The following is a 23,981-nucleotide window of genomic DNA, read 5'->3' as shown; positions in this document are numbered from 1 at the left end:
GCTTTGCGTCAAATGAAACATGTGCAACCGGATGGCGTGTTGACACCACCGCGCCTTCGTCCCAATCGCCGGGACCGATGGTTGACCTTGTCCATGACGATACCGGCGCGACGCTGACCCTTGCCGATCCGCTGCCGCTCGACAGCGGGCGCAGCCTCGATGACGTGCGCATCGCCTTTCGCACCTATGGCACGCTCAACGCGGCGAAGGATAACGCCATCCTGCTGTGCCATGCGCTCACCGGGGATCAGCATGTCGCATCGCCGCACCCCGCGACGGGAAAGCCGGGATGGTGGGTGCGCATGGTCGGGCCGGGCAAGCCGATCGACACGGACAGGTTTCACGTCATCTGCTCGAACGTCATCGGAAGCTGCATGGGCTCGTCCGGGCCAGCCGCGCTGGCGCCGGACGGGCGCCCCCATGCGATGCGTTTTCCGGTCATCACGATCCGCGACATGGTCCGCGCGCAGGTCGCGTTGCTCGACACGCTCGGCATCGACACGCTGCACGCGGTCGTCGGCGGTTCGATGGGCGGGATGCAGGCATTGAGCTGGGCGGCGAATTTCGGTGAGCGGGTGAAGGCCGCGCTCGTCATCGCGAGCACGTCGCGGCACAGCGCGCAGAACATCGCCTTTCACGAATTGGGACGGCAGGCGATCATGGCCGACCCGCAATGGAACGGCGGCGACTATTATGCCGACGCGGGTGCCGATCCGCGCCCCGATCCGCGTAAGGTCGGGCCGGAAAGCGGGCTGGCCGTGGCGCGCATGGCGGCACACATCACCTATCTGTCGGAGCAGGGGCTGACCGAGAAATTCGGCCGCCGGCTTCAGGACCGGGAGGCGAAGACGTTCGGCTTCGACGCGGATTTTCAGGTGGAATCCTATCTGCGATACCAGGGGCTGGCCTTCACCGACCGGTTCGATGCGAACAGCTATCTCTACATCACCCGCGCCATGGATTATTTCGATCTGGCGGAGGAGCATGGCGGGCGATTGTCCGATGCCTTTGCCGGCACGAAGACCCGGTTCTGCCTCGTCAGTTTCGACACCGACTGGCTCTACCCGACGTCGGAATCGCGGCGCATCGCCCATGCGCTGAATGCCGCGGGCGCGCCGGTCAGCTTCGTCGAATTGTCCGCCCCGTTCGGGCATGACAGCTTCCTGCTCGACGTGCCGGCGCTCGACCGGGTGGTGGGGGGGTTTCTGTGACGATACTGCGCCCCGATCTTGCCGTGATCGCCGACCATGTGGCGCCCGGCGCCCGCGTGCTCGACATCGGGTGCGGGGATGGCGACCTCATGGCGGCGCTGCGCGACACGCGCGATGTCGATGCGCGCGGGCTGGAGATCGATGCGGAGAAGGTCGCCACATGCGTGTCGCGCGGCCTGTCGGTGGTGCAGGGGGATGCCGATACCGATCTCGGCTTCTACGGCGATGGCAGCTTCGATTACGCCATCCTGTCGCAAACGTTGCAGACGACGCGCCGCCCCGATCTCATCCTCGATGAATTGCTGCGCATCGGGCGGCGGGCCTTCGTGTCCTTTCCCAATTTCGCGCATTGGCGGGTGCGGGCCTCGCTCATGTTCGGGGGGCGGATGCCGGTGACGCGGCTGCTCCCCGTGACGTGGTACGAAACGCCCAATATCCACCATGTGACGATCGACGATTTCGCCGCGCTGGCGCGGGGGCGGGGGCTGGTTATCGAACGGCGCTGGTTTTTGAACGGCGACCGGCTGACGGGTGCGGCGGCGGCGAATCTGCGCGCGGAATATGCGGTGTTCCTGCTGTCGCGATGATATGCACAGGCTGTGGATTAATTTTGTGAGATAATCCGGCTGGCGCGCGCGCGGCCACCCGCCTATTTTGCGGCCATGGCAACAGAGATAACCCTGCTCCGCCCCGATGAGGGCGAAGGCGACGCGCGCACCCTGCCCAGCAATGTGGAGGCGGAGGCCGCCTTTCTCGGCGCCGTGCTGATCGACAATCGCGTGATCGAGGAATTGCCCAAGGCGCTCAGCCCGGATCATTTCTTCGAACCGCTGCACGCGCGTATTTACGAGCGGATCCTGAACCTCGTCGATCGCAAGGCGGTGGTGACGCCGGTGACGCTGAAACCCTATTTCGAGGCCGACGAGGGGCTGAAGGAAATGGGCGGCATCACCTATCTCGCGCGGTTGACGGCCGATGGGCAGGGGCTTCTGGCGCCGCAGGTCCTGGCCGAGCAGATTTACGAGCTGGCCCTCCTGCGCGAGCTGGTGAGCGTGGGGCGCACGCTGGTGACAGATGCGCTCGATACCTCCGACGATGTCGACCCGATGGGACAGATCGAGCGGGCGGAAAGCGCGCTTTACCGCGTGGCGGAGGGGGCCGCGACGGGGAACGAGACGAAGAATTTCGCCGCCGCCACGCGCCAGTCGATCAAGCTGATCGAGCAGGCGCTCAATTCCGGCGGACATGTGTCGGGCGTGACGACCGGCCTCAACAGCGTGAACGAGAAGATCGGCGGCCTGAAAAATTCCGACCTCCTGATCCTCGCCGGGCGTCCGGGCATGGGCAAGACCTCGCTCGCCACCAACATGGCTTTCAACGCGGCCAACCGGTATCGCCGCGATCTGGCCGATGGCATCCCGGCGGAGGAATCGGTGGGGTCGCCGGTCGCGTTCTTCTCATTGGAAATGAGCGCGGATCAGCTTGCGACCCGTATCCTTGCCGAACAATCGGGGATCAGTTCCGAAAACCTGCGCATGGGCAAGATCAGCCGCGAGGATTTTCAGGCGCTCTCCCGCGCGAGCCAGGAGCTGGCCGAACTGCCCCTGTTCATCGACGATACCCCGGCGCTGACCATCGCGGCGTTGCGCGCGCGGGCGCGGCGGTTGAAGCGGCGGCACGACATCGGCTTCATCGTGGTCGACTACCTCCAATTGCTGCAAGGGTCGGGCCGGGCGCAGGACAATCGCGTCAACGAGATTTCGGAGATCAGCCGGGGCCTGAAAACGCTGGCCAAGGAACTCGACATCCCGGTCATGGCGCTCTCGCAGCTGTCCCGCGCGGTGGAGCAGCGCGAGGACAAGAAGCCGATGCTGTCCGACCTTCGCGAATCAGGTTCGATCGAGCAGGACGCCGATATCGTGCTCTTCGTCTATCGCGAGGATTATTATGTCGCGGCGAAGGAGCCGAAGCGCCCCGTCGAAACCGACGACACCAAGGTGCACGAGGCGCACGCATCCTGGGCTGCGGAGATGGAGCGGGTCTACGGCCTTGCCGAGCTGATCGTGGCAAAGCAGCGCCACGGTTCCACCGGCAAGGTGCGCATGCGCTTCGAACCGCGCATCACCCGCTTCTCCGATCTGGCAGACGACAGCTACGCCGCCGATTACGACTGAGCCTCGCGCTATGGCCCGATATTGAGCCGGCGGCTGACCGTGTAATCGGCAACGGCGACGAGGAACCACGACAGGTTCCAGCGTATGCGCGTCCACAAGCCGTCCCGCGCGCGCAGCCAGGCGCGGTCGATCTCCTGTGACGCGGCAAGATGCGCGCCGACGAATTCGCGCATCCGGTCGGCAAGGGCGGCATCCTCGATCCGGACCATGATTTCCAGATTGAGATAGAGGCTGCGCATGTCGAAATTGGCGCTCCCGAAATAGACCGCATCGTCGAGCACGATGAGCTTCGTGTGCATCTTGCACGGCATGAATTCCCACACGCGCGCACCGCGTTGCAACAGGTCGTGATAGAGGGAGCGCGTTGCCCCGATGGTCGCGTCATTGTCCGACTTGCCCGCCATCACCAGCCGCGTATCCCCCTTGGCTGCGATGCTGCCGATGCGTTTCATCAACCGGCGCGAGGGGGAGAAATACGCCATCATCATGTCGAGCCGGTCGCCGCCGCGCAGATCCTGCCCCACCCGGTGCGCCCAGGACGACAATCCCCGCGTCGGCCCGCCGATGAGCAATTGCACCGCCCCGCCGCCCGGATCCCACTGCCGCACGGCCCGGCGAATGTCGCGCCATCGCGTCCCGCTACCCGCAACGAGTGCGATCAGCCGGTCGTACCAGCCGATCAACGATGCCACGACGCAGCCGCGCACGGTCACGCCCATGTCGTTCCACCCGTTCATGGAGGGCGGCGCAAAATAATCGTCGGATATGTTGAAGCCGCCGATCATGGCGATGTCATCGTCCGCGATCGCCATCTTCTGATGATTGCGGATGAGATAGCGTTGCGACCATTTGGTCCCGAACCGCCCGTGCCATCCGCCGGCCTGGGTCAAGGGGCTGAGGAATTCGTCGCTGGCGTCCGCGCCGAACCCGTCGAGCAGAAGCTGTACCGCGACCCCGCGCCGTGCCGCGGCGGTGAGCGCGTCGCGGACCCGGTGCGACACATCGTCCTCCGCAAAGATGTAGAAACACAGGCGCAGCGTGTGCCTCGCCCCTTCGATCAGGTCGAGCAGCGCATCGAGACGGTCCTTCCCCGCGGGGTAGAAGACGAGGCTCTGCCCCTGCGCCTCGCATGCGAAGGGCGCGGGATTGCGATAGGCGCCGGGGTGTCCGGAGGGCGCCGTATCGTCCGGCCCGGTCCCGTCATCTGGCGTATCGGTCATGGCCCTGCCTGTCGCAGCTTGCGCAGGGGAGGGCAAGGGGGCGAGAGCAGGGGGCTGGGGCCGAGGGAGCGGGGCGTGCGGCGGTTTGCGTTGACTCCGGGCCTGTCGACAGTTAAGCATCGCGCTTTCCCGACACCCTGATTACGGAGTGCCCCATGGCGCGCGTTACCGTCGAAGATTGCGTCGACAAGATCCCCAACCGTTTCGACCTGGTCCTGCTGGCCGCTCAGCGTGCACGCGAGATTTCGAGCGGTGCGGAACTCACCGTCGACCGCGACCGCGACAAGAACCCGGTGGTCGCCCTTCGCGAAATCGCGGAACAGACGGTAAAGCCCAAGCACCTGAAGGAAACGGTGATCACCGGGTTGCAGAAGGTCGCGGTGGAGGAAGACGACGAGATCGACGAGATCGGTTCGCTGTCCCGCTCGGCGGAGGCGCTTCGCCTGACCGCGGCGGCACCGACGCGCAATACCTCGATCGGGTCCGATTACGACGGCTGATCTGCTCGGCGATACCGGATTTGAAAAAGGCCCGCCCGTCATTGCGACGGGCGGGCCTTTTTCATGCGCCGCGTCCGGTGGTGTCCTGCAATTCGTCGATGCGCTTCGATGCTTCGGCCTTGCTGAGCGAGGTGTCGTAGGCGTCGGGCTTGCCCGCTTCCTCGCTCAATGTCTTGAGATAGCTGGCCTGTGCGCCGGTCATCGCCTCATCGCCGGTGACCCAGTTTTCCGGGTCTTTCTCGGCATTGGACACAGGATCGGACTTGGGGTGATCGCTGGGATTGGGGGCTGTCATTGCCATGGTCTCCTTTACGAAATCCAACGGCGCAGTTCGCCCTTTGTTCCGAGCATCCGGCCCCGCTTGCAAAGAAAAACGCCCCAGCGCGTAGGTCGGCCGGGGCGTTTTGTCCAAGGTTTTGACGATATGATCAGGCGCCCTGCGGTGCCGCCCCGCCATCCAGCCTGCGGCCAGCCTTGGGAACGCCGACACCGCCGACCGACACGGGCCGTTTCGGACCGGCGGGCGTGTCGGGCCGGTCGATCTTTCCATTGGCGAGCAGGGTCGTGATCTCGTCGCCAGTGAGCGTTTCGTATTCGAGCATCGCCTGAGCCAGGAGGTGCAGCTTGTCCTCCTGCGTGCGCAGGCATTCGTCCGCCGCCTTGTGCGCCTTCTCGACCAGCTCGCGAATCTCGCTGTCGATCAGCTTGTTGGTCTCGTCGGAGGCCATGGTGCGGCTCGTCTGACCCATGCCGAGATAGCCTTCCTGGCTCTGCTCGTACTGAAGCGGGCCGAGCTTGTCCGACATGCCCCATTTGGTGACCATGTTGCGGGCAAGATCGGTGGCATACTGAATGTCCGACGACGCGCCCGACGACACCTTGTCATAGCCGAAAATGATTTCCTCGGCCACGCGCCCGCCCATCGCGACGGCGAGGTTGGCGTGCATCTTGTCGCGGTGGTAGGAATAGCTGTCGCGTTCGGGCAGGCGCATCACCATGCCGAGCGCACGGCCGCGCGGGATGATGGTCGCCTTGTGAATGGGGTCGGACGCCGGCTCGTTGATCGACACGAGCGCATGGCCCGCCTCGTGATAGGCGGTCATCTTCTTCTCATCCTCGGTCATGACCATGGAGCGGCGCTCGGCGCCCATCATGACCTTGTCCTTGGCGTCCTCGAACTCCTGCATCGCGACAAGGCGCTTGTTGCGCCGCGCGGCGAGCAGGGCGGCCTCATTCACCAGATTGGCGAGGTCGGCCCCCGAAAATCCGGGTGTGCCGCGCGCAATCGTGCGGCCATTGACGTCGGGCGCCAGTGGCACCTTCTTCATGTGCACTTCGAGGATTTTCTCCCGTCCCTCGATATCGGGGACCGGCACGACGACCTGCCGGTCGAAACGGCCGGGACGCAGCAATGCGGGGTCGAGCACATCGGGGCGGTTGGTCGCGGCGATGATGATGATGCCTTCGTTCGCCTCGAACCCGTCCATCTCGACGAGCAACTGGTTCAGCGTCTGCTCCCGTTCGTCATTCGAATTGCCGAGACCATTGCCGCGCGAACGGCCGACCGCGTCGATTTCGTCGATGAACAGGATACAGGGTGCGTTCTTCTTCGCCTGTTCGAACATGTCCCGCACACGGCTCGCGCCGACGCCGACGAACATTTCCACGAAATCGGAACCCGAAATGGTGAAGAACGGCACGCCCGCCTCACCCGCGATGGCGCGGGCGAGCAGCGTCTTGCCCGTGCCGGGGCTGCCGACGAGCAGGGCGCCCTTGGGGATTTGGCCGCCCAGCTTGGAGAAGCGCGACGGATCCTTGAGGAACTCGACGATTTCCTCCAGCTCCTCGCGCGCTTCGTCGATGCCGGCGACATCGGCGAAGGTCACCTTGCCCGATTTTTCGGTCAGCATCTTGGCCTTCGACTTGCCGAAGCCCATCGCCCCGCCGGCACCGCCGCCCTTCTGCACCTGGCGCAGGGCGAAGAACGCGATCCCGAGGATCAGCAGGAACGGCAGGAGATTGATCAGGATCGCGGCCAGCAGGCTGCCTTCCTCGCGCGGGACGGCGGAATATTCGACATCGTTCGCCTCCAGAAGGTCGGTCAGCGTGCTATCGCTTGCGACCGGCACGGTGCTGAACGCCTGGTCGTTTTCGAGCATGCCCGTGATCCGGTCCGTGCCGATCTGCACCTCGCGCACATCGCCGGCGGCGACGCGGTCGCGGAAATCGGAATAGCGGATCTGCGTGCCCGGCGTTTCGTTGCCGGGTCCGAACATTGACACGATGAGCAAAAGGGCAAGGAATATCCCGCCCCAGATCATCAGGCTTTTCACCCAGGGGTTGCCCCCGCCGCCATTGTCGCCGTTTCCGGGCTGGTCTTGGTTATTCATGATTCAGGAAATCCCGTCCTTTCGCCCCTGTAATGTAGGCGCAGCCGTGTGAATGACAAGCAAACAGCGCGCACCGTAAACTCCGATGCGCCTTTGGGGAGGATCACCGCGCGGCACCCCTGCGCGGCGGGGCGGGGCGAAAGGTCCACACATCCCCGCCGCCCGTACACCGGATGCCGGCCAGCGTCGCCGTTTCGCCCCTGGTGAGCCGGTCGTGCAGCCGCGCGATCTCATCGCCGCGCGGTGTGCCTTCCCGCGCCGATTCGCGCATGATGCGGCCCAACACGCGCAGCCGGACCGCCCCCGGTGCCGCAGGGGCATAGCGCAGCGTTGTTCCATCGCCGTCCCGCACCACGCATTCGTCCCATTCGCGCCGGGCCGCCCACTCCATCGCGTCATCATCCTCGGCCAGATGCGCGGCGGACCGGGCCATGCGCACCGGGTCGATATCGCCGGGCGCCGTCGTCAACCACTCCCGCACCCGCACCCGCAAATATGCCCGATCGCGATTCGAGGGATCCTCGACCGGCACGATCCCCGCATCGGCCACGATCCGTGTCAACGCATCGTGCCGCCACGATAGCAGCGGGCGCAGCAACGGGAGCGTTCCGCCCGGAACCACGGCAATGTCGCGCATCGCGGCAAGACCCCTCGTCCCGGCTCCGCGCGCCAGCCGCATGAGCATCGTTTCCGCCTGATCGTCGGCGTGATGGGCGGTGACGATCGCGTCAAGTTCGCAGCGTCCGGCCCAATCCGCCAATGCGGCATAGCGCGCGCGGCGGGCACGATCCTGCAGGTTTCCGTGCGCGCCGACCGCGGGGCGCAGGGTGTCGTGGCGCACGTCCAATTCGGCGCATACCGCCGCGACATGGGCGCACTCCGCCGCCGCCTCCGGTCGCAACGCATGGTCGACGCTCGCCACCGCAATGCGGGACGGGCAGGACCGCGCCGCAAGCGTGAGCAGTGCCATGCTGTCCGGCCCGCCCGAAACGGCGAGGCCCACGCGCGATTGCTGCGAAAGGCCCGCCCGCTCCACCAACGCGCCGATATCGCGAGCGAAGCGGTCTGCGGCCGCGTTCAGGCGCGCGGAGGCACCATGCGTGTCAATTGCATTTGGCCCGCGTTGCGACCTGCTGCGACAGGGAGGACAGGCGATTGGCCGCTTCGCCCGGATAGACGAGGCGGAACTCTTCCAGCGCCTCGCACGCCTTGGCATTGTTGCCGAGCGCGGCGGTGGCCTGCGCCAGATAGACAAGGCTGTCGGGTGCGCGTTCGCCGTCCCGATTTTCGAGGTAATTGGCAAGAAACGCCTCGGCCGCAGGGCGATATTGCTTCTGATCGAGATAGGAGCGCCCGATCAGATTGCGCGCCCAGCTCGCCCGGCGATGCTTGGGATAGGATTTCACCATCGCTTCGAGCACGTCGCGCGCCTGCGCATAGCGGCCCGCATCCCACAGCCGGAAACCGTAGACATAGGCGTCGTCGCCCGCGTCCCCGGTCGATGGTTTCTCCACCGTCGCGGCATTTGCATTCGCCGCCGAACCGCCGGACGAGGCACCGCCCGTCATCGCGTCCATATTGGCGGATGTCGCATTGCTGTTACCCGAAGCATTATTGCCGGACGGCGCAGGCGTTTCGGCCAGTTCCTCGGCATAGCGGGGTTCCTGCGCGGCGGCGGTCCGGTTCGCCTCCAGCGTTTCGACACGCGCGTTGAGGAGGTTGAGTGCGTTCTGATTCACCTCGGTCTGCGCGGTGAGGCGTTGGAGCGCAGCCTCGACCGCGTCCATCCGGGCCAGCAGGTCCGTCACCGGCCCACCCGCATTGGGCGGAATTGCGCCCGGCGCAGGGGGCGGCGCGGTCACCTCCGGCTCGAAATAGCGTCCGTCGGCGCCGGGGAACACCTTGCGCTGCAAGGCGCGGACTTCCTGCTCCAGCTTGCGGATGCGGATATCGTCGGCCGATTGCGCGATGGCGGGCGGCGCCATCATGGGCGCGATGAACATCGCGGCGCCGAGCAGCCATCCGGCACGGCGCAATCGGGGGAAACGGATCGTCGAATGGGGCATGGGGGTGTCGAAACCTTCTCGTCTGTCAATTCGTCAAAGCGCCGCAATGTCGCCCGCCGCGCCGGAACCCGCGCTGAACGACGGTCGCATTGGCGGCGGCGTTCAGCGCGTCGTGTTTTGCGATTCCGGTGCGGACGGCAATCCGGGGCCGGGACCGCGCGCGCCCAATGCCTCCGCCGAGACCGGAACGTCGCGGATCACACTGTCCTCCTCGGCCAGCGGGGGCACGTCGCGCCCGCCGATGGTGATGGACAGCGCATCGGGCCGCCCGGTCCAGATCTGCGGATTTTCGGCATCGGCGGGAATGGTAAAGCTGTCGCCCTGGTTCATCAGCGATTCGTAGAGCCGGTCGCCCGACCCGTCGTAAAACCGCACCCACACCCCGTCGATCGTGGCGGTGAAGACGACCGGGCCGCTTGGCGTCTGTGCCGCCGCCGGGCTCGCTTCTCCGCCGGGGGTTGCCGGACCGGCGGCGGGCGCATTCTGCGTCTCGTCGGTGAGCGGGGGGAGTTCGGCCGCCGGCAGGAACCAGCTGCGCCAGAAGAAGAAGCCGAGCACCGCAATCACGAGGAGGAGCGCCAGCACGCCCCACGCCAGCCTTGCCGAGGGGACGCGCGCGGGATCGCCCGGTTCCATGTGCTGCACGCTGCGCGGGGGCGGGGGCGGGGCCACAGCGCCCAGTTCGGCGCGCGCCTGCTCGACCATCGCCTCCTCGTCGAGCTGCAATTCGCGGGCGTAGCTGCGCACGAAGCCGATGGCGTAGGTGCGGCCGGGAAGCGAGGCGAGGTCGCCTTCCTCGATCGAGATCAGGTGGCGTTCGGGTATCTTGGTACGCTCGCGAATATCCTGACGAGAGAGACCCTGCCGTTCCCGTTCCGACAAAAGCCTTTGTCCAACGCCCGTTCCGGCATCGCCGATGGCGGCGTCCGTGCCATCCTGCTCGAACTGTTCTTCGTGTTCGTCCACCAAAGCCCCATCAGTTTGCGAAAGATATTCAACCTGTCCGGCAGGCAATACGCACCGGCCACCCATGTCAAGCATCGAAGCCGTGCCGTCACCGTCCAGCCCGGCTTATGAACAGGAAAGCGCGAGGCGGCGGACCGGTTCCGGCCGCCCGGCCGAACCGTTCAATCCCAGTCGATACCGCGTTCGTCCGCCCAGGCGATCAGCGCGCCGCGAAGATCGGTGACCGGTTCGGCCAGCCATTGATCCATCGCGGCGGAAATTTCGCGCGTGTCGACCTTGCGGACCAGCTCCTTGAGCGGGCCGACCGATGCGGGCGTGATCGAAAGACGCCGGATGCCGAGACCGATCAGCGCCAGCGCCTCCAGCCGGCGCCCGCCCATCTCGCCACATACGGTAAGGTCGATCCTGTAGGGCGCGAGCGATTGCACCACGCGGCGCATGAACCGCAGGATCGCGGGGCTGAGCCAGTCGTAGCGTTCGGCGAGGCGCGGGTTCGAACGGTCGGCGGCGAACAGGAACTGCGTAAGATCGTTGGTGCCGATCGACAGAAACGACAGCCTGGGCGCCAGCACGTCGAGCATTTCGGCCAACGCCGGCACTTCGAGCATGGCGCCGTAGCGGATCTGCTCGGGCAAGGTCTTGCGCCGGTCCTTCAGGAACGCGATCTGCTGCTCGAACACCGCCCTGGCCGCGTCGAATTCCCACGGTTCGGACACCATCGGGAACATCACGTTCAACGTCCGTCCGCCCGCCGCCTCGAGCAGGGCGCGGGCCTGCGCCTTCATCAAGCCTTCGCGGGCGAGCGCGAGCCGCAACGCGCGCCAGCCCATCGCAGGGTTTTCCTCGTCGCTGTTGTTTTCATCCCCGCGCAAATAGGGCAGCGACTTGTCCCCGCCCACATCGACGGTGCGAAAGATCACGGGTTTCTGCCCCGCGCTATCGAGCACGTCGCGATACAGCCGCGTCTGCCGGTCGCGTTGTGGCAGTGCGGCGGACACCAGGAACTGAAACTCTGTGCGGAACAGGCCGATGCCGTCGGCGCCTGTCATGCCGAGCATCGGAATATCGTCGCGAAGCCCGGCGTTCATCATGACGGTGATGCGCTCGCCGTCGCGGCTGAACGGTTCGACATCGCGCAATGCGGCATAGCCGGCCTGGCGTTCGCGATTGCGCAGGGAGCGGGCCTCGAACGCCTCGGTCAGGACGGGGGTGGGGCGGACATTGGCGACGGCCTGGTCGGCATCGAGCAGGATTTCATCGCCTTCGCGCATCATCCCGCGCACGCCGTGCACCCGGCCCAGCACCGGCACACCCATCGCCCGCGCGACGATGACGACATGGCTGGTGAGCGAGCCTTCCTCCATCACCACGCCCTTCAACCGGCGCCGATCGTATTCGAGCAATTCCGCAGGGCCCAGATTGCGCGCGATCAGGATCGTGTCCTGCCGCAAGCCCAGCGCCGCCGCCGTGCCGATCTGTCCCGACACGATGCGCAGGAGCCGGTTGGCGAGATCCTCCAGATCGTGCATCCGGTCGGCAAGGAGCGGATCGTCGATCTGCCGCATGCGCATGCGGGTGCGCTGCTGCACCCGCTCGATCGCGGCCTCGGCGGTAAGGCCGCTGTCGATCGCCTCGTTGATGCGCCGCGCCCAGCCTTCGTCATAGGCGAACATCTTGTAGGTTTTCAAAACCTCCGCATGTTCGCCGTCCACGCCGAATTCGGCCTGGTTGGTCATGGTCTCGATCTGTTCGCGCATCTTGTCGAAGGCGAGGTAGACGCGCTGCCGCTCCGCCTCGGTATCCTCGGCGACGACCTGTTCGATGGAGATGCGCGGCTGATGGAACACGGCGAAGCCGCGCGCCAGCCCCTTGACCAGCGGCAGGCCCTTGAGCTGCTGCTGTCCCGACAGCTGCGGATTGGTCAGGAACGCGTCCTGCTCGTCGATGAGGTCGGCATTGGCGATGAGTTCGGACAGGACCATGGCGACGGTTTGCAACGCCTCGATCTCGACCTCTTCGTAGCGGCGCGGGTCGACATGTTGAACGGTGAGCGCGCCGACCGCGCGTTCCTTGCGCACGATGGGCACGCCGGCAAAGGAGTGGAACCGTTCCTCCCCCGTTTCGGGGCGGTAGAGAAAGTCGGGGTGCGCCGCCGCCTCGGCGAGGTTGAGCATCTCCACATTCTTGGCGATGGTGCCGACAAGCCCTTCGCCGATAGCGAGCCGGGTGACGTGCACCGCCTCCTCATTCAGGCCGCGCGTCGCGAACAGTTCGAGCATCCCTTCGCGCAGGAGATAGATCGAGCAGACCTCGCTATCGAGGCTTTCGCCGATGATCTCGACCACCTGGTTGAGCTTGGCCTGTGCATTGTGGCGCGATGCCATGACCTCGTGCAGGCCGGTCAGTATCGTACGCGCGGCGATCGCGGGGGATGGTCCGGGGGGTGGCGCGTTCGGTGGCTGGCTGACTGGCATGGATTAGAAGTAGCGCATGGCGCGCGTTTCGCAAAACATCCATCTGCGATTCGCCGCGATAAAGCCGCGCGCTTTCGCACGGCACGGGTTTGTCCGCATGGCCTGTGCACGAAAAACCCCCCGAACCGCATGCGGCCGGGGGGCGTCGATGAATGGGAGGGCGGTCAGTGCAGGGCGATCTCTTCCTTGATCCTGAGCTTCCTGCGCTTCAGGTCCTTGATCCGCGTGGCGTCGGGTGCAGGGCGCAGTTCCTCGTCCCGGATTTGCCGCTCAAGCCCGGCATGCTTCGTTTCAAGGGCGGTGACATGCGTGGATTCCATCGAAAAGCTCCTTTGCGAGTGATATCCCCCATTCGACAGGTTGGCGACTCGAAACGGGCACCTGGCTGTCATGGAAATGAAATCATATTTCGAAGATGTAAAAAAGCTGTTTCGATTGTTGTTTCGGACGAACCGGGGGCCCTCTTGCGACAATCCGTTTGCGATCCGATACAGCGATTGCGAACGGGCGACCGCCTGTGGCATGACGCGCGCGCAATTCGCGCCGATGATGTCGCCGGCGTCATTCGACAGGATCTGATACGCCGATGACCGAAGACGAGATGCGCCGGCAGCTCGAAACACTGCGAATCGAACATCGCGATCTGGACGCGGCGATCGACACATTGTCGGAAAATCCCGCGGCGGCGCTCCAGGTCGCCCGGCTGAAGAAGCGCAAGCTCAGGCTGAAGGATCAGATCATGTTTTTCGAGGATGCGCTCATCCCCGACATCATCGCCTGAGCCCGTCGATCATCCCCACGCCTTCCATATGCCGTAGAGGCTGGTGAGGGTGAGCACCACGCCGACCAGCGTCAGCATCGGCCTGACGGGCACGCGTTTCGCCGCATAGGCCCCGATCGGCGCCGCCGCGACCCCGCCGACAATAAGGCCCAGCGTCGGCCCCGCCATGTCGGCGATCCCGATATGCGCGATGAAGGTCACCGACACCGCAACGGTGAGGAAGAATTCCGCCGCGCTGACAGACCCGATCACCCGCCGCGGTTCCACCCCCTGCACCAGCAGGTTGGACGTGACCACCGGCCCCCATCCGCCGCCGCCCGCCGCGTCGAGAAAACCGCCAAGCAAGCCGAGTGGCGCAACCCGCCGTGCCGGTTTCGGATCGCCCGGATGACGCAATCCCCGCACGAAAAGATAGATACCGATGCCGGCGAGATAGAGCAGGACGAACGGCTTTATCGCCGATGCGTCGATATTGCTGAGCAGATAGGCGCCCGCCACCCCGCCCAGCACGCCGGGAATCAGCAGGCGCAGGAACAGGCCGCGGTCGATATTGCGGTGATAGAGATGGCTGATCCCCGAACTGGCCGTGGTAAAACACTCGACGAGATGCACCTTCGCGCTCGCCAACGCAGGCGGCATGCCGAGAACCCCGACCAGCAGCGTGTTGGTGATGACCCCGAACGCCATGCCAAGCGCGCCGTCGACAAGCTGTGCGGCAAAGCCGATCGCGATATAGGGCAGGAGGTCGGCAAACGAATCGAAACCCACGGACGTTTTCTCACGGCAGGAGATAGTGCCAGCGGAGATATCGCGGGTTTCATTTGCGGCGCGAAGCAATTTTGGTCGCTGATCGCAAATATTTGCTTTTGGAAAATTACGCTACCGGCGGCGATAGCGGAAATACCAGACCTTAGTGGTAATACCATCATAATGCACTGATATGTAGTCATTAATTGGCATTTTTTGATGCCCATTTTCTCGGCTAGCAATCACCGGGTAATCACCACGTCAAATTTGACAAGCACGCGCCCCCATGAACGGATTTCTGCGATTGCGATCATGATGCAGGCGCTGCCAATCGGAAGCAGGTTGCGAAACGCTTGCGGTCAGCCGCGCTTATCCCAGCCTCCGTGAACAGCTGTTCCCACCGTGTCGCTACGGTTCTGCTCATGTTTTCGGCGATTGCTTTCGCGTCATCATGGCTGAGGTCGAAGACCGCGGCACCGGCGAGAGCATTCTCGATCGTTGCATTGCGGCCTTCCGGCCCCACGCCGAGGACGAGCCGTCGCTCCAGTCCCAGCTGCGGTTTCGGCACTACATCGTAAAGCGGCGATAGCCGCCAACCCTCACCATCGAACAGGAAGCCATGATTACGTAGGTGATCATCATCATTCGTGACGAGGATATTGAGCAGCATTCGACGAAATAGCTCGTGTAGATCCTGGCGCACTTCGGTTCCGAATTGCCGGATCGCTCCTGCGAGATCCGCATAGCTGAAGCTGCTGACCTCGCTCTCATGCGCCCCGAGCATTGTGAGCCCCGAAGCAAAGGGCCTGCGTTCCAGCCAGTTGCCGTGAGGAATCCGATCGAACCGCTCGATCAGATAGATGTCGCGATCAAGGACACAGCGGAAGTCGAGTGGCGGAACGTCCAGACCACACTCGCTGGCAAGCCGCATTGTCGCTAGTTCGACCCTGCATTCGGGAAAGCTGTCTCCCCGCTTCTGGAATTTCGCGATCCAAGGTTGGTCGCCGATTTTTGTAGCAGCCTTCGGCCGGGCGCCGCCCAGAGATGATCCGGCTGCCAGCAAGGCTCTCAAGTTCTCGTCGAGTTCGTCGACATGCTGCGCGCGTTCGGCGGCTTCCGCTAGCTCTGCGAGCGTGAACTCTTCGCCCGGAGCAGAACCACCCCCCCATGGCGTAATTCTCTCCGGCTGGGCGGATGTCGGCCCAAAGGCGAGCGCCCCTACACGATGTTCGCCCGAGGCCAGAATGAGATCGATTTCGCTCGGCAAGCGATCGCCCATCGCCTTGTACATCAGGTATTGGCCCCAGCCGTCAGGAGCAGCATCTCGAATGCCACCAAACACGGCAAAGCCTTCTTCCGTCCTGAATGTTTGAGAAGTTCCAGCTTCGTGCAACGGCAGAGCTACAGGATCGACCGCAATACGGTCAGCGCGTTCAAGATAACGCCGCCCGTAAGCGAAGGTAGCAAACTGGTTGCGCGGTTCATCGGTCATCGTGAGAAGGCCTGCCGGAACAGGCCCCTCCTCAAGATGCACGAAGACATAGGTGCGGATGGTTGTCACGGCTTGCTAGAAATCCAGATCATCGTCGCTGACAGCGTGGGTCTTTTGGGGCAGGCGGGACAGATCCTCGCTTATGCCGGCCCGGTCACTGTCTGGGGTTACCAGCTCGGCAAGGCGCTGTGTCATCCCAAGGACATGCAGGGCGCTCGCCAGAACCGCGAGGCCCACGGTAGGATCCCCCGCTTCGAGGCGTTGCAGCGTTTGAACCGAGACGATCATGCGCTCGGCCATCAAACGCTGAGGAAGTTTTCTCCGGCGGCGAGCAAGGGCGATATCCTTGCCCAGCCGTGCAATTGCACGTTGGCTCTGGGGCGGTAGTCCGCTAGCTGCTCGGGACGAACGGGGCATGGCTCGACATATGACATATCATGCGAAATTCCGCAAATAGAAATGATATGTCATGTTTTTGTGCTCTTTCGCTTGAAGCAGATTGACCGAAGGAAGATGCTTCAACGCCCCTGTGCAAGGAATCAATGGCGCTAGTGAGAAGTCACTGTGACAAAGGGGTAGACTTCGCGGCCGAGCGGCGATGGCGATGCGACGCTCAAACAGACGGGCTTCACAGTGTAGAAGTGAATCCCCTCCAACCTGTTCTCACAATACAGAAGGGCTGGAGGGGAGGAGGGCCTTTGTGAGCGAGCCGAAAGGATCGCGATGTGCAATACCCCAATCTATATTCGACCCAGAACAGCTCTTTGGAAGCAACCGCCCGTCGCATTTGCGAATCGCGCGGGGGCAAATGGTCGGGCGCAAGGGGCATGGCCCGCTGCCCTGCGCATGATGACCGCACGCCGTCACTCAGTGTGTCGCTCGGCCAAAAGGCCATCCTCTTCCACTGCTTCGCGGGATGCGATCAGCAGAGCGTGCTGGCTGCTTTGGCGCGTGAAGGCTTCGAGGCTCCTGCGCTTTTCTCAGGGCCTACGACGACCGATCTTCCCGAGCCGACCAGCACCCGCAAACCCTCGGCGGCAGCGCTGAGGATCTGGCGCGAAGCGCAAGCTTTGCGAGCCAGTCCTGCAAAGGCATACCTTGAAAGCCGCGGCATCATCGCCGCATCGCCGGCGCTGCGCTTCCACCCACAAACGCCACTTGGTCCGAAGGGCCGCACCCGCTTTCTGCCGGCCATGATTGCGGCGGTCAGCCTCGATGAGGGGCCCATCGCCGTCCATCGAACGTTCCTTTCGGGCAATGCCAAGGCCGACTTCGACAAGCCGAAGCGCGCGCTCGGCGCGCTCGGTGAAGCTGCTGTCCGCCTCTTTGCTCCGGCCTCCGGCAAGCTCGGCCTTGCTGAGGGAATCGAGAGCGCGATGTCGGCTTTTGCTCTCACCGGCATTCCCGTCTGGGCGACCCTGGGCAACGAGCGTTTCGGCCTCGTGAGCGTGCCCGAGAGCGTGACCGAGCTTCACCTCTTCGTCGATCACGATGCTGGCGGCGAGCTTGCCGCGTCGCGTGCCCTGTCCGCCTATGCCCGTGATGGACGCACGATCCAGGTTCGCATGCCGTCATCACGCGACACAGACTGGAACGATGAACTGACAGCGTGGCTGCGCCGCAAAGCGGCACAGTAAGAGGAGAGAAGGCTTCTCGAATTCCTGAACCGGCAGAGGGCGTGTCCCGATGCCCTCATCAGAAGGACGAATTGCCATGTTTCAATCAGACCTGTTTCCCGCCGGCGAGCACTTGCCGTCAATGCCCCTTGCCTATGCCATCGGCAGCCGAGTTGCCGAGCTTCTTGTCTCGGGGCGTCATCTTACTCGTGCCGACATTTCCGGGCTGTTCGCCGAAGAGACCGGTGTTCTGGACTGGGGAGGTGCCTGGACGATCGACTACTACAACAACGCGGTCGAGATCGGCGCACTACTCTGGCTTCGCGAGTCCTCACGGATCGATCTGGCGACGAACGTGCACGAAGCCGAAGCGCGGTTTGACTGGCTCGAAGCTGCCTTGCCGCCGCGGCACGTTCGCAGCGAAGCACAAGTCGAACTCCAGCAATTCTCGACCCCACCGATGCTGGCCTGGCTGATGGCAAAGGCCGTAGCCGTCTCTGCGCAAGACACGGTCCTCGAACCATCAGCCGGCAACGGTGCGCTTGCCCTATGGGGCAGCGTCCGGAAGGCCTCATTGGCCCTCAATGAGATCGATCCAGCAAGACGAGACGGCCTCGGCCACTTCTTCCCCGCAGCCGCGATCACCGCGCATGACGGGGAACTGATCGCCGACCTGCATTGCGGCTCGCTCCCTTCGATCGTGCTGATGAACCCTCCATTCGCTCGTAGTCGGGAACGCGGCAGGGACGGTGAGACGGCGCAGCGCCACCTGCGCACCGCGATCAGGGCCGCTGCCGGTGGCGCGAGGATTGTCGCCATCATGCCCGAAGGCTTCGATGCTTCCACCTTCGCCCAGGCACAGGACGAAGCGTCGCTGCTCCTCGATGTCCGGCTGCAGCAGATGTTTCGCCGCACAGGGACGGGGATCGCCGTTCGCCTGGTCGTGTTCGACAAGACGCCGACTGCGTCCTCCCCCGCGATCACCGGAGATACTGCCGACCTGATCGCGCTCCACGAGCTGATCACTGCGCTTCCGCCCCGTGCGCAGACATCCGCCAAAATCCATCGCCTGCCAGTCGGCAAGCCAGTGCGCCTCGTGGGCAAGAATTCAACTGATCGCGCGCCGGTCCGGCCGGTGGCGCCGTTCGCGGCGACACCAGCAGCCACATCGAACGCGATGGACCTGACCTACTCGGTCTTGGCCGACCCAGCACCGGTGCCTGAACAGGCAGGCATTTACCTGCCTTACCGCCCCAGTCGCATCGCGTTCGAAGACGCGCCGGTCCATCCCACCCCGCTCGTGGAATCGGTCGCCATGGGTTCGGTCGCGGCGCCCCAGCCGGATGTTTGCCCGCGCCTTCCCGCAGGTTGGCAGGCCGACGGCCTTCTGTCCGAAGCGCAGTGCGAGACACTGGTCTACGCCGCCCAGGCATTTGCGCGGGACCTGCCGGGCCAGTTCAAGGTCAGCCAGGAAGGCACCTCGCTGGAGCTGTCCGAAGATGGGCAACCCTATCGGCAGGGTTTTTTCCTTGGCGACGGGACCGGAGCGGGCAAGGGACGGCAGATCGCGGCGGTCATCATGGACCGCTGGCTTGCAGGCGAGCGCCGGCATGTCTGGATCACCAAGAACGAGGCGCTGCTCGAAGATGCACGCCGTGACTGGGAAGCGCTTGGCGGGCTGCCGCTCGATCTCCAGCCGCTCTCGCGCTGGAAGCTCGGCCAGCCCGTAACTATGTCCGAAGGCATTCTCTTCGTCACCTATCCGACGCTGCGTTCTGGGCGCGCCGAGGATACGCGGCTTGACCAGATTCTTGCATGGGCGGGCGAGGATTACGACGGCGTGATCGCCTTCGACGAAGCTCACGCCATGGCCAATGCACTTGGGTCCTCCTCCACCCGCGGCCAGGTCAAGGGCTCCGAACAGGGCATGGCGGGCCTCAGGCTGCAGAACCACCTCCCGCGCGCCCGGGTGCTCTATGCTTCTGCCACCGGCGCTTCGGATATCGCCAATCTCGGTTACACCTCACGGCTTGGTCTGTGGGGACCCGAGACCGCCTTTCCCACCCACGAGGCGTTCATGACCGAGATCCGCGCTGGCGGCGTCGCGGCGATGGAACTTGTTGCTCGCGACCTCAAGGCGCAGGGTCTCTATCTTGCCCGTGCGCTGTCCTTTGCCGGGGTGGAGTACGAGATCCTCGAACATAGCCTGACCGAAGCACAGGTACGGATTTACGATGCCTATGCCGATGCCTGGGCGATCATTCACCGCAACCTCGAAGCCGCACTCGAAGCAACCCGCGTGGTCGACGAAGACAGCGGCGACACGCTCAACCGCAACGCCAAGACTGCAGCGCTCTCGATCTTCGAAGGCACCAAGCAGCGCTTCTTTGCCCAGCTCCTGCTTTCGATGAAATTGCCGAGCCTGATCCCCGCGATGGAAGAAGCGCTTGGCGAAGAGCATTCGGTTGTCGTGCAGCTGGTTTCGACCGCCGAGGCCATGCTCGACCGGCGCCTTGCCGACCTGAGCGTGGAAGAACGCGAAGCGCTCGATATCGATCTCTCCCCGCGTGAATACGTCATCGACTACCTTTCCAAGAGCTTTCCGGTGCGCCTGATGCAGGTCTTCGCCGACGAGGACGGCAATCTTCGCTCCGAGGCGATGAGCGACGAGGAGGGCAATCCCGTTTTCTGCCCGCGCGCCGTTGCCGCGCGCGATGCGCTGATCGAGCAGCTCTGCGCACTGCCGCCGATCGCCACTGCGCTCGACGCGATCATCGAGCACTTCGGAACCGACGCCGTGGCCGAAGTCACGGGCCGGACCCGCAGGCTTGTCCTCGGCCGTGATGGCCAGCAGCGCCTCGAACGGCGAAGCCCCAGTGCCAATGTCGCCGAAGCGCAAAGCTTCATGGAAGGAACCAAGCGCATCCTGGTCTTCTCGGACGCAGGCGGCACGGGTCGATCCTACCATGCCGATCTTGGCTGCCGTAACCAGCAGCGCAGGGTCCATTTCCTGCTCGAGCCGGGCTGGCGCGCCGACAACGCGATCCAGGGTCTCGGTCGTACCAACCGCACCAATCAGGCCTCGGCCCCGCTCTTCCGGCCGGTTACCACCGACGTGAAGGGCGAGCGCCGGTTCATTTCGACCATTGCGCGAAGGCTCGATGCCTTGGGCGCGCTTACGCGCGGCCAGCGCCAGACCGGCGGACAGAACCTCTTTGACCCGGCAGACAATCTCGAAAGCGATTATGCGCGCGACGCGCTCAGCCGCTGGTTCCAGCTGCTCTATGACGGCAAGCTTGAGGCCACGAGCTTCGGCAACTTCGTCGGGCGCACAGGCCTCCGGCTTGAAAACCCCGATGGCGGATTGACCGATAATCTCCCGACAATCCAGCGCTGGCTCAACCGCACTCTCGCGCTACCGATCACGCTCCAGAACGCGATCTTCGAGGAATATCTCGGCCTCGTCGAAGCGCGGATCGAAGCCGCGCGTGAAGCCGGAACGCTCGATCAGGGACTGGAAACCGTGAGGGTCGATCACTTCACGGTCCTAGCCGACGAACTTCTCCGCACCGATCCCGTGACCGGAGCGGAGACCCGCCTCGTCTCGCTCGAAGTAACGAGGCACCTTCGGCCTCTACGCTTGCAGCGCCTCGTACGCATGCACGAGATCGGCAGCCCGCACGCGACCCCGATGCGCAATGCGCGCTCTGGCATGGTCGCACTGTCGGTTCCGGCCCGACGCCTCATTGCTGACGACGGGGCCGTGATCGAACGCCGCCGCCTGCTGCGCCCGCTCAAGTCCGCGAACTGGACACTTGAAGCACTCGGTGAGAGCCACTGGGAGGAAATTGGCGTCACCGCGTTCACGAGCACCTGGCGGGCCGAGGAAGCAGAGGCGGCCAAGTCACCGGTGACCGAGCGCGTCCATCTTGCCACCGGGCTGCTGCTGCCGGTCTGGAAGCGGCTGCCCGGCGATCATGTTCGGGTCACCCGGCTCGTTGCCGACGACGGCCAGTCGATCATCGGCCGCGAAGTGCTCGATGTCGACCTTGCCTCAATCGCCCAAACCTTTGGCCTCTCCGGCGTTGTCGGACCATCGGCAGATCAGATCGGCGACCTCGTCCTCGCCAGCGGCAAACCGCTGGGCCTTGCGAGCCACGATCCACTCACCGTGAAGCGATCGCTGGTCGGCGGCGAACAGCGCCTTGAACTGACCGGATTCTCGCCGGATCGCCTCGACTGGTACAAGAACAAGGGCTGCTTCACCGAGATCATTCGCTACCGCACGCGGCTGTTTGTCCCGACGCCGAGAGCAAGCGAGACCCTCCAAAGCATCGCAATCAAGTCTTGAACTTCTCATTTGCCCAAATCGGGTCTATATGGAGACCAAATTCAGTCCTAAGGTGTTCTATGAAACTGGACCAGCGCATCAAACCGATCAGCTATCTGAAGGCCCACAGTGCAGAAATTATCCGGGAGATCGGAGATGGCGCCGGGCCAATGGTCATCACGCAGAATGGCGAAGCCAAGGCAGTTCTGCAGGATGTCGCCAGCTACGAGCGCGCACAGGAAACGCTCGCTCTGCTAAAACTTCTGGCGCTCGGACAGGCCGATGTTGCCGCCGGTCGGACCCGCCCGGTGGCAGGCCTTGCGGATCGCGTACGGGGTAAGTCAAACTGAATGATGACGGCCGCCGTAGCGATCGAGATCACCTCCGGTGCGGAGCGCGATCTCGCGGGTATCTGGCAGCGCCGCCTGACGCAGCGCGGGCCGGATGGCGACGATGGTGCGGACGCACTGCTGGATGACCTTGTCGCGTCTATCGAATCCCTTGTGAACAATCCTGAGAAAGGACCGGTTCCACCGGAACTTGAGGCTCTCGGGATCACCGACTTTCGGCAATTGTCGCGCTTTCCGTTCCGCATCATCTACGGGTATCAGCCCGAGCCAGCACCCGGTCAGGTGACCGTGTTCGTAATCGCTGATGCGCGTCGGGATTTTCGGACGCTTCTCGAAGAGCGCTTGCTTAGCAGCGGATAGGCATAGGCTCCGCTGAAGAGGTCAGGGTCCGGATGAATCTGAGCGCTGCCTCCGATTGCGCTCAAGTTTCCCCTTCTCTCCTCCCCTCCGTGTGTCTGAATGAACCGATAAGCTCCCGTGTCGCGTACGCCGGAGCCTGATCACGTCCTTCCTCAAGTCCGGGCGACTGATCTGCCTGTGCCCGCTGATGACGGGCCTGCGAATGGGTTCGCGCATTGAGAACAACTGCCCTCATGGACGGAACTTAGCCGATCCCTGATCGCCCCATCTCTGTCGTATAGATGTTAGCCACAGCCATTGAAGAGAGTGGAGGGAGCCCTTTGGGCTTGTGGGCCTCGTGATCCTCACCTGCGCCTTCATTCCATCAGGAGAAAACCCATGATCCAGTCGATTCCCTTGAAGAAGCTCGCTGCGAGCCCGCGCAACGTTCGCAAGTCGAGCGACGTGCTGGCCGACCTCCAGCTGCGGGCAGACATTGTAGCGCGCGGCTTGCTCCAGAACCTTGTCGTGCGCAAAGGAAAGCGCGGCAAGTTCGAGGTCGAGGCCGGCGGTCGCCGCCTCGCCGCGCTGCAGGCGCTGGCCGAAGAGGGCACCTTGCCCGAAAACTACGAGGTTACCTGCCTCGTCATCGAAGGCGAGGAAAGCGAAGTGCGCGAGGCCAGCCTTGCCGAGAACTTCCAGCGACTCGCAATGAACCCGGCCGACGAGGCACAGGCCTTCGCCTCCATCATCGAAGCAGGAGCTACCACGGAAGACGTGGCCCGTCGCTTCGGCCTCACCGTCCGCTTCGTCGAAGGGCGCCTGCGTTTGGCAAGTCTCGCACCCTGCGTCTTCGAAGCACTCGCCGAAGGCACGATCACGCTCGACATGGCCAAGGCCTACGGCGCGATTTCCGACGTAGAGCGCCAGGCGCATGTCTATGCCGAGCTGCAGGACGCCTGGTACCAGATCACGCCTGACACGATCCGCCGCATGGTGCTCGATGCTACGGTGCGTGGTTCCGATCCGCGTGCAGCGCTCGTCGGACGCGATGCCTATCTCGCCGCAGGTGGCCGGATCGAGCGCGAACTGTTCGACGATGATGCCAGCGAAAGCTGGATCGATATCGCGCTGCTTGAGGACCTCGCGCACAAGGCCATGGAAGAAGCCGCAGAAAAGACCGCGCTTGAATATGGCCTTGCCTGGGTTCGGCCGACCCTTGGCAACTACGTCAGCCACGACTGTGGACCGGCGTGCAAAAGGGACCCCGTTAGCGGGGTGATCGGCGTCTAAATGGGACCCCTCATTCTGGTGGTGTAGTTGAC

General features: G+C 64.1%; 20 protein-coding genes and 1 pseudogene. 10 read left to right on the top strand and 11 right to left on the bottom strand.

Annotation, left to right across the window (positions count from 1 at the left end; all coding sequences use genetic code 11):
* Nucleotides 1–77: 77 nt before the first annotated feature.
* From metX to K4G67_RS16485, 3 genes are all read left to right on the top strand, one after another.
* Nucleotides 78–1,211 carry a homoserine O-acetyltransferase MetX gene (gene metX, locus K4G67_RS16495; RefSeq protein WP_239807352.1) on the top strand — a complete coding sequence of 378 codons (1,134 nt, stop codon included), beginning with the start codon at nt 78–80 and terminating at the stop codon, nt 1,209–1,211.
* Entirely contained in the window at nt 1,208–1,798 is a 591-nt protein-coding gene (gene metW, locus K4G67_RS16490) for a methionine biosynthesis protein MetW (RefSeq protein ID WP_239807351.1), read from the top strand. The genes metX and metW overlap by 4 nt, the downstream gene beginning before the upstream one ends.
* A 75-nt stretch (nt 1,799–1,873) precedes the next feature.
* Nucleotides 1,874–3,385, top strand: coding sequence for a replicative DNA helicase (locus K4G67_RS16485; protein WP_239807350.1), 1,512 nt, complete (start codon nt 1,874–1,876; stop codon nt 3,383–3,385).
* 8 nt (nt 3,386–3,393) lie between these two features.
* Here the strand turns inward: K4G67_RS16485 and K4G67_RS16480 are convergent, their stop codons facing one another.
* Nucleotides 3,394–4,605 carry a phospholipase D-like domain-containing protein gene (locus K4G67_RS16480; protein ID WP_239807349.1) on the bottom strand — a complete coding sequence of 404 codons (1,212 nt, stop codon included), beginning with the start codon at nt 4,603–4,605 and terminating at the stop codon, nt 3,394–3,396.
* A 155-nt stretch (nt 4,606–4,760) separates the two neighbouring features.
* On the opposite strand from K4G67_RS16480, the gene rpoZ reads away from it, so the two are divergent.
* On the top strand, nt 4,761–5,105 hold the full coding sequence (gene rpoZ / locus K4G67_RS16475) for a DNA-directed RNA polymerase subunit omega (protein WP_202086689.1): 345 nt from the start codon (nt 4,761–4,763) through the stop codon (nt 5,103–5,105).
* A gap of 61 nt (nt 5,106–5,166) precedes the next feature.
* On the opposite strand, the gene K4G67_RS16470 is transcribed toward rpoZ, so the two are convergent.
* From K4G67_RS16470 to K4G67_RS16440, 7 genes are all read right to left on the bottom strand, one after another.
* The gene (locus tag K4G67_RS16470) at nt 5,167–5,400 is read right to left on the bottom strand and encodes a DUF3072 domain-containing protein (RefSeq protein ID WP_239807360.1); all 234 of its coding nucleotides are present in this window, start codon (nt 5,398–5,400) and stop codon (nt 5,167–5,169) included.
* 133 nt (nt 5,401–5,533) lie between these two features.
* Nucleotides 5,534–7,495 (bottom strand): ATP-dependent zinc metalloprotease FtsH, encoded by a 1,962-nt coding sequence (ftsH, locus tag K4G67_RS16465; RefSeq protein ID WP_239807348.1) that lies wholly within the window; start codon nt 7,493–7,495, stop codon nt 5,534–5,536.
* 103 nt (nt 7,496–7,598) lie between these two features.
* On the bottom strand, nt 7,599–8,531 hold the full coding sequence (gene tilS / locus K4G67_RS16460) for a tRNA lysidine(34) synthetase TilS (protein ID WP_239807359.1): 933 nt from the start codon (nt 8,529–8,531) through the stop codon (nt 7,599–7,601).
* Between the two features lie 67 nt (nt 8,532–8,598).
* A complete protein-coding gene (locus K4G67_RS16455) occupies nt 8,599–9,561 on the bottom strand; it encodes a tetratricopeptide repeat protein (protein ID WP_239807347.1) in 963 nt (320 codons plus the stop codon).
* A 102-nt stretch (nt 9,562–9,663) separates the two neighbouring features.
* A complete protein-coding gene (locus K4G67_RS16450) occupies nt 9,664–10,527 on the bottom strand; it encodes a helix-turn-helix domain-containing protein (RefSeq protein WP_239807346.1) in 864 nt (287 codons plus the stop codon).
* Between the two features lie 161 nt (nt 10,528–10,688).
* Nucleotides 10,689–13,001, bottom strand: coding sequence for a phosphoenolpyruvate--protein phosphotransferase (ptsP, locus tag K4G67_RS16445; protein ID WP_239807345.1), 2,313 nt, complete (start codon nt 12,999–13,001; stop codon nt 10,689–10,691).
* A 164-nt stretch (nt 13,002–13,165) separates the two neighbouring features.
* Nucleotides 13,166–13,321, bottom strand: coding sequence for a YdcH family protein (locus tag K4G67_RS16440; protein ID WP_239807344.1), 156 nt, complete (start codon nt 13,319–13,321; stop codon nt 13,166–13,168).
* A gap of 266 nt (nt 13,322–13,587) precedes the next feature.
* Here K4G67_RS16440 and K4G67_RS16435 point away from each other — a divergent pair, with 266 nt between their 5' ends.
* Complete coding sequence (locus K4G67_RS16435; RefSeq protein ID WP_239807343.1) at nt 13,588–13,782, top strand: YdcH family protein; 195 nt, start codon at nt 13,588–13,590, stop codon at nt 13,780–13,782.
* Nucleotides 13,783–13,791: 9 nt separating this feature from the next.
* Here K4G67_RS16435 and K4G67_RS16430 read toward each other — a convergent pair whose 3' ends face one another.
* The 3 genes from K4G67_RS16430 to K4G67_RS16420 all read right to left on the bottom strand — a co-directional run bounded on the left by K4G67_RS16430 (nt 13,792) and on the right by K4G67_RS16420 (nt 16,321).
* Nucleotides 13,792–14,550, bottom strand: coding sequence for a sulfite exporter TauE/SafE family protein (locus tag K4G67_RS16430; RefSeq protein ID WP_239807342.1), 759 nt, complete (start codon nt 14,548–14,550; stop codon nt 13,792–13,794).
* A 289-nt stretch (nt 14,551–14,839) separates the two neighbouring features.
* Entirely contained in the window at nt 14,840–16,090 is a 1,251-nt protein-coding gene (locus tag K4G67_RS16425) for a type II toxin-antitoxin system HipA family toxin (protein ID WP_239807341.1), read from the bottom strand.
* Nucleotides 16,091–16,096: 6 nt separating this feature from the next.
* The gene (locus tag K4G67_RS16420; RefSeq protein ID WP_008601437.1) at nt 16,097–16,321 is read right to left on the bottom strand and encodes an XRE family transcriptional regulator; all 225 of its coding nucleotides are present in this window, start codon (nt 16,319–16,321) and stop codon (nt 16,097–16,099) included.
* Between the two features lie 527 nt (nt 16,322–16,848).
* Between K4G67_RS16420 and K4G67_RS16415 the strand changes: the two genes are divergently transcribed.
* The 5 genes and pseudogenes from K4G67_RS16415 to K4G67_RS16395 form a co-directional block, all read left to right on the top strand.
* Entirely contained in the window at nt 16,849–17,658 is an 810-nt protein-coding gene (locus tag K4G67_RS16415; protein WP_239807340.1) for a DUF7146 domain-containing protein, read from the top strand.
* Between the two features lie 76 nt (nt 17,659–17,734).
* Nucleotides 17,735–21,988: a strawberry notch-like NTP hydrolase domain-containing protein gene (locus K4G67_RS16410; RefSeq protein ID WP_239807339.1), complete on the top strand. Its 4,254-nt coding sequence runs from the start codon at nt 17,735–17,737 to the stop codon at nt 21,986–21,988.
* A gap of 59 nt (nt 21,989–22,047) precedes the next feature.
* A complete protein-coding gene (locus tag K4G67_RS16405) occupies nt 22,048–22,317 on the top strand; it encodes a type II toxin-antitoxin system Phd/YefM family antitoxin (RefSeq protein WP_010240558.1) in 270 nt (89 codons plus the stop codon).
* Nucleotides 22,318–22,677, top strand: a complete 360-nt coding sequence (locus K4G67_RS16400; protein WP_054523287.1) for a type II toxin-antitoxin system RelE/ParE family toxin — start codon at nt 22,318–22,320, stop codon at nt 22,675–22,677.
* A 378-nt stretch (nt 22,678–23,055) separates the two neighbouring features.
* A pseudogene (locus K4G67_RS16395) lies at nt 23,056–23,898 on the top strand (ParB/RepB/Spo0J family partition protein); the annotation flags it as partial.
* Nucleotides 23,899–23,981 lie beyond the last annotated feature (83 nt).

The sequence above is a fragment of the Croceicoccus hydrothermalis genome (assembly GCF_022378335.1).
Taxonomy (GTDB): Bacteria; Pseudomonadota; Alphaproteobacteria; order Sphingomonadales; family Sphingomonadaceae; genus Croceicoccus; species Croceicoccus hydrothermalis.
The sequence above is the reverse complement of the archived record's forward strand: the minus strand, read 5'-3'. Positions and strand labels throughout refer to the sequence as shown.

Bases quoted from the DNA above. Each gene is read 5' to 3' on its own strand.
- K4G67_RS16410 (WP_239807339.1), top strand. From the start codon at position 17,735: ATGTTTCAATCAGACCTGTTTCCCGCCGGCGAGCACTTGCCGTCAATG.
- K4G67_RS16415 (WP_239807340.1), top strand. From the start codon at position 16,849: ATGGCCCGCTGCCCTGCGCATGATGACCGCACGCCGTCACTCAGTGTG.
- metX (WP_239807352.1), top strand. From the start codon at position 78: ATGGTTGACCTTGTCCATGACGATACCGGCGCGACGCTGACCCTTGCC.
- K4G67_RS16420 (WP_008601437.1), bottom strand. From the start codon at position 16,321: ATGGCCGAGCGCATGATCGTCTCGGTTCAAACGCTGCAACGCCTCGAA.
- ftsH (WP_239807348.1), bottom strand. From the start codon at position 7,495: ATGAATAACCAAGACCAGCCCGGAAACGGCGACAATGGCGGCGGGGGC.
- K4G67_RS16480 (WP_239807349.1), bottom strand. From the start codon at position 4,605: ATGACCGATACGCCAGATGACGGGACCGGGCCGGACGATACGGCGCCC.
- K4G67_RS16435 (WP_239807343.1), top strand. From the start codon at position 13,588: ATGACCGAAGACGAGATGCGCCGGCAGCTCGAAACACTGCGAATCGAA.
- K4G67_RS16470 (WP_239807360.1), bottom strand. From the start codon at position 5,400: ATGACAGCCCCCAATCCCAGCGATCACCCCAAGTCCGATCCTGTGTCC.
- K4G67_RS16400 (WP_054523287.1), top strand. From the start codon at position 22,318: ATGATGACGGCCGCCGTAGCGATCGAGATCACCTCCGGTGCGGAGCGC.
- rpoZ (WP_202086689.1), top strand. From the start codon at position 4,761: ATGGCGCGCGTTACCGTCGAAGATTGCGTCGACAAGATCCCCAACCGT.
- K4G67_RS16440 (WP_239807344.1), bottom strand. From the start codon at position 13,321: ATGGAATCCACGCATGTCACCGCCCTTGAAACGAAGCATGCCGGGCTT.
- K4G67_RS16455 (WP_239807347.1), bottom strand. From the start codon at position 9,561: ATGCCCCATTCGACGATCCGTTTCCCCCGATTGCGCCGTGCCGGATGG.
- K4G67_RS16485 (WP_239807350.1), top strand. From the start codon at position 1,874: ATGGCAACAGAGATAACCCTGCTCCGCCCCGATGAGGGCGAAGGCGAC.
- K4G67_RS16405 (WP_010240558.1), top strand. From the start codon at position 22,048: ATGAAACTGGACCAGCGCATCAAACCGATCAGCTATCTGAAGGCCCAC.
- ptsP (WP_239807345.1), bottom strand. From the start codon at position 13,001: ATGCCAGTCAGCCAGCCACCGAACGCGCCACCCCCCGGACCATCCCCC.